This is a genomic window from Streptomyces sp. H27-H5, from assembly GCF_026627505.1.
GTDB lineage: Bacteria > Actinomycetota > Actinomycetes > Streptomycetales > Streptomycetaceae > Streptomyces.
On record NZ_JAPNLK010000286.1, the window covers coordinates 1 to 1,449 of the forward strand.

The 1,449-nt window shown below is 69.2% G+C and carries 2 protein-coding genes; both read left to right on the forward strand.

The annotated features are described in order from the left end of the window. A partial coding sequence (locus tag OTB19_RS42800; protein WP_267804266.1) for an IS701 family transposase occupies positions 1 to 1,230 on the forward strand: 1,230 nt, incomplete at its 5' end. A 67-nt stretch (positions 1,231 to 1,297) separates the two neighbouring features. Further along, a complete protein-coding gene (locus OTB19_RS42805; RefSeq protein WP_267804267.1) occupies positions 1,298 to 1,447 on the forward strand; it encodes a hypothetical protein in 150 nt (49 codons plus the stop codon). Positions 1,448 to 1,449: the final 2 nt, after the last annotated feature.

A 1,449-nucleotide genomic window follows, 5' to 3' on the forward strand; every position in this document is an offset into this window, starting at 1 on the left:
CGTTGGCGGTGTATGGGGCTGATGCTGCCGCCGGGTCTGGTCCGGCGTGATGAGTTGACCGCGGACGAGGTCCGGTGCCGGGATGCGGATCTGGAGGCGTTGTGTGCGTCGGTGGACGATGTGTTCCGCCGGCCGGCGTCGCGGGAGAATCTGCGGGCGATGGTGCGCGGGCTGCTCTCCGATGTGCCGCGCAAGAACATGTGGCAGGTCGCGGAGGCGGCCGGGCATGGATCGCCGGACCGGTTGCAGGACTTCCTGGCCAGGGCTTCCTGGGACGCGGATGAGCCGCGGGACCGGGTGCGGGAGTTCGTGGTGGACTCGCTGCGGGCCCCGGATGCGGTGTTGATCGCGGATGAGACCGGTGACATCAAGAAGGGCATCAAGAGTGCCGGGGTGGCCCGCCAGTACACCGGTGTCACCGGGCAGGTCGAGAACGCCCAGGTCAGCGTGCACCTGTCCTACGGATCCTCGCGCGGGCGGGCGATCATCGACCGGGAGTTGTATGCCGGGCGGTACTGGGCGGGCGACAGTGAGGAGCACCGGCGGCGCTGCGAGGAGGCCGGGATACCTGAAGACCGGGCCCGCACGGTGGTGACCAAGCCGGAACTGGCCCGGCGCATGGTCGAGCGCACTCTCGCGGCCGGGGTGCCCTTCAGCTACTTCCTGGCCGACGAGCTCTACGGCGGCTCGCGGTCCTTACGGGCGTGGCTGGAGGAACACCAGGTCCGCTACGTGCTGGCGATCCCGAAGAGCGAGGTGCTGCCGCTGGCCGACGGCCGTACCCAAGAAGCCCGGCAGCTGTGGGCGAGGGTGCCCGAGGCGTTGATGGAGCGCCGCTCGTGCGCGGACGGCGCCAAGGGCCCGCGCGCCTACGACTTCGCCACCGTCCACCTGGCCGACACCCCCCACGGCCTGGCACGGACCCTGTTGATCCGCCGCTCCACGGTGGCGAACAAGAAGAACGACAAGGGCGAACTCGTCTGCGAGGTCGCCTACTTTCTGTGTCACCACACCCCCGGCACCACTCTGACCGAGCTGGTCACCGCCGCGGGCCAGCGATGGATGGTTGAGGAGACCTTCCAGGCCGCGAAGAACGAGGTCGGCTTCGACCAGCACGAAGTACGCAAATGGTGCTCCTGGTACCGGCAGACCACCGTGTGCGTGCTCGCCCTGGCCTTCCTTGCCGACGTGCGGAGCCGACGCATACGCCCCCACCACCCCACCCCCTGAGCACACCGACCCGACCGACAGGCAGGAGGAAGCCGCCGTCCCGCTGTCCCTGAACGAGATCCGCCGCATGTACGACCGCATCGTCCTGGCCCCCGCCCGCGCCGCCAGGACCTACCTCGCTCTGCACTGGAACCGCTGGCGACGCCGCCACCAGACCCGCGCACGCATCAGCCACTACCGCCAACGAGACCACTCACCGCAACAACACCGGCTGTAGTA